At 71.3% G+C, this 2,622-nt stretch carries 4 protein-coding genes; 2 read left to right on the top strand and 2 right to left on the bottom strand.

What is annotated here, in order from left to right; translation table 11 throughout:
• Positions 1-163 precede the first annotated feature (163 nt).
• On the top strand, positions 164-1,168 hold the full coding sequence (moaA, locus tag ACFVST_RS24305; protein ID WP_390155644.1) for a GTP 3',8-cyclase MoaA: 1,005 nt from the start codon (positions 164-166) through the stop codon (positions 1,166-1,168).
• 80 nt (positions 1,169-1,248) lie between these two features.
• On the opposite strand, the gene ACFVST_RS24300 is transcribed toward moaA, so the two are convergent.
• Complete coding sequence (locus ACFVST_RS24300) at positions 1,249-1,494, bottom strand: hypothetical protein (RefSeq protein ID WP_390155642.1); 246 nt, start codon at positions 1,492-1,494, stop codon at positions 1,249-1,251.
• Between the two features lie 224 nt (positions 1,495-1,718).
• Positions 1,719-2,117, bottom strand: coding sequence for a DUF3099 domain-containing protein (locus ACFVST_RS24295; RefSeq protein ID WP_390155706.1), 399 nt, complete (start codon positions 2,115-2,117; stop codon positions 1,719-1,721).
• 175 nt (positions 2,118-2,292) lie between these two features.
• On the opposite strand from ACFVST_RS24295, the gene ACFVST_RS24290 reads away from it, so the two are divergent.
• Positions 2,293-2,580, top strand: a complete 288-nt coding sequence (locus ACFVST_RS24290; RefSeq protein WP_390155641.1) for a GlsB/YeaQ/YmgE family stress response membrane protein — start codon at positions 2,293-2,295, stop codon at positions 2,578-2,580.
• Positions 2,581-2,622 lie beyond the last annotated feature (42 nt).

Raw genomic sequence — 2,622 nt, 5'->3', positions numbered from 1 at the left:
CTGTCTGGTCTCCCGCGGCGGCCGTGGTGTCTTTCTTGACCCCTCTACGAGGCGCGACCGGACCGTCTCGTTCCTTCCGGCCCCTGCCCATCGCCGCGCGCTCACGTAGGCTCGGTGGCGAAATGTCACGCCGGACAACGAGAGAGAAGGGGAGGGGGCCCGGGTGCTCATCGACACGTTCGGCCGGGTGGCCACCGACCTCAGGGTGTCACTGACCGACCGGTGCAATCTGCGCTGTACGTACTGCATGCCGGAGGAAGGCCTCCAGTGGCTGGCCAGACCGGACCTCCTCACCGATGAGGAGATCGTCCGCCTGGTCCGGATCGCGGTGACCCGCCTCGGCGTCACCGAGGTCCGCTTCACCGGCGGCGAACCCCTGCTGCGACCCGGCCTCACCGGCATCGTGCGGCGCGTCGCCGCACTCGAACCGCGCCCCCAGATCTCCCTCACCACCAACGGCATCGGCCTCGCCCGAACCGCGACCGCCCTCAAGGACGCCGGCCTCGACCGGGTCAACGTCTCCCTCGACACCCTGCGCCCCGACGTCTTCAAGACCCTCACCCGGCGCGGCCGCCACCACGACGTACTGGCCGGCCTGAGCGCCGCCGCCGAGGCCGGACTCACCCCCGTCAAGGTCAACTCGGTCCTGATGCCGGGCCTCAACGACGACGAGGCACCCGACCTGCTGGCCTGGGCCGTGGCCCACGACTACGAGCTGCGTTTCATCGAGCAGATGCCGCTCGACGCCCAGCACGGCTGGCACCGCGACGGCATGATCACCGCCGGGGACATCCTGGCCTCGCTGCGCACCCGCTTCGAGCTGACCCCCGAGCCCGACGAGGCCCGCGGCTCCGCCCCCGCGGAACGCTGGCTGGTCGACGGCGGCCCGCACCGTGTCGGCGTCATCGCCTCGGTGACCCGCCCGTTCTGCGCCGCCTGCGACCGCACCCGGCTCACCGCCGACGGCCAGATCCGCACCTGCCTCTTCGCCACCGAGGAGACCGATCTGCGAGCCGCCCTACGCGCCCCCGACACGGCGGGCGAGCAGGGCGACGAGGAGATCGCCCGGATCTGGCGGCAGGCCATGTGGGGCAAGAAGGCCGGCTCCGGCCTGGACGACCCGACCTTCCTCCAGCCGGACCGCCCGATGTCCGCGATCGGCGGCTAGGTCGTGTCCGGAAAGTCCCGCCGTCGCCCGGAGGGCAGGGGGGGACTTTCCGGACACGGCCTAGAGCCAGGGGCGAACGCTCAGCCGTCGGGGCTCTCGCCGGGCTCCCCGGTGTCCTCCGCCGCGCGCCAGGTGTCGAACGGGACCACGTCCTTGAGGAAGCCCCGTACGCCGAGGAACTGCGACAGCGGTTCGCGGTGTTCGGCGCACGCCAGCCAGGTCTTGCGGCGCTCCGGGGTGTGGATCTTCGGGTTGTTCCAGGCCAGGACCCAGACGGCGGCCGTACGGCAGCCCTTGGCGGAACAGATCGGTGTCTCGTCACTCACCCGTACATCTCACCACCGCGGCCCGCCCGGCCCGGCCGCGCCCCGGCGAAGGACCCGGACGACGGCGACGCCGAGCAGCCACGGGGGGAGCTGCCCGGCGTCGGTCCGTCGCTCCGACGGGGGATGCGGAGCGCTTGGGAAGTATGTCACGCACCCCCCTTTGCCCGGCACCTCAACAACAGGATTGATTTGAGCTTTTCTTGAGCTTGGTACGGCTTGCGAGGTCAGGCCGCCGGATCGCGCCGCTCCTCTTGCGGCTCACCGTCCGTGCGGGGCGCGTCACCGGTCGCGGGATGGCTCCCCGTGCTCTCCCGGGACGGCGTCAGCACCGGCTGGGTCGGACCGGCCACAAACGTCGACGGCAGTGAAGTCGCGTTCTCCCGGCCCGCGTTGGCGATGACCACCGCCACATACGGCAGCGCGAAACCCAGCACCAGCGCCACGATCGCCACCGGGCGTTCCACGTTCCACAGCAGCACGGTCAGCAGTACCGCCACCGTGCGCACCAGCATCGAGATCACATACCGCCGCTGCCGGCCCCGGACATCGTCCGCCAGGCTCTGCCGCGCCCCGGTGATCCGGAAGACCCCGTCGCCGTTCCGCTTCCGCAACACGTTGACCATCTCCACCCCGTGACTGTCCGGCCGGCGACCACCACGACCTGCAATCCACGGTACGCCGCGGGGCACGCCCCGACGAGGCCGGGGCACCCGCCCGGCGACGCCCCGACATGCGCCTCCCCGCCCGCCCCCCGACACTGGGGGAACTGCTCATGTCGACCCGTACGAGGAGGCAGCCATGGGCTGGTTGTGGGCGATCATCGTGGGATTCGTTCTCGGCCTCATCGCGAAAGCGATCCTGCCCGGCAAACAGCACAGCCCGATCTGGCTGACCACCATCTTCGGCATGATCGGCGCCGTCGTGGGCAACTCGCTGGCCGGCACCCTCGGCATCCGCAACACCCCGGGCGTCGACTGGGGCCGGCACGTACTCCAGCTCATCGCCGCGCTCATCGTCGTCGGCATCGGCGACGCCCTCTATTTCAGTCTCTGGGGCCGCCCGCACCGCCGCAGGATGCGCGGCTGACACGGCGGACGTACGACGGGAGGCGCGCCCCACCAAGGGCGC

Origin of the sequence: Streptomyces sp. NPDC058045, assembly GCF_042885635.1 — a bacterium.
Classification (GTDB): Bacteria; Actinomycetota; Actinomycetes; order Streptomycetales; family Streptomycetaceae; genus Streptomyces.
Note: the sequence above shows the minus strand (reverse complement) of the source record. Positions and strands in the feature narration are given on the sequence as shown.

Coding starts and splice junctions, on each gene's coding strand:
- ACFVST_RS24290 (WP_390155641.1), top strand. CDS start 2,293: ATGGGCTGGTTGTGGGCGATCATCGTGGGATTCGTTCTCGGCCTCATC.
- ACFVST_RS24295 (WP_390155706.1), bottom strand. CDS start 2,117: ATGGTCAACGTGTTGCGGAAGCGGAACGGCGACGGGGTCTTCCGGATC.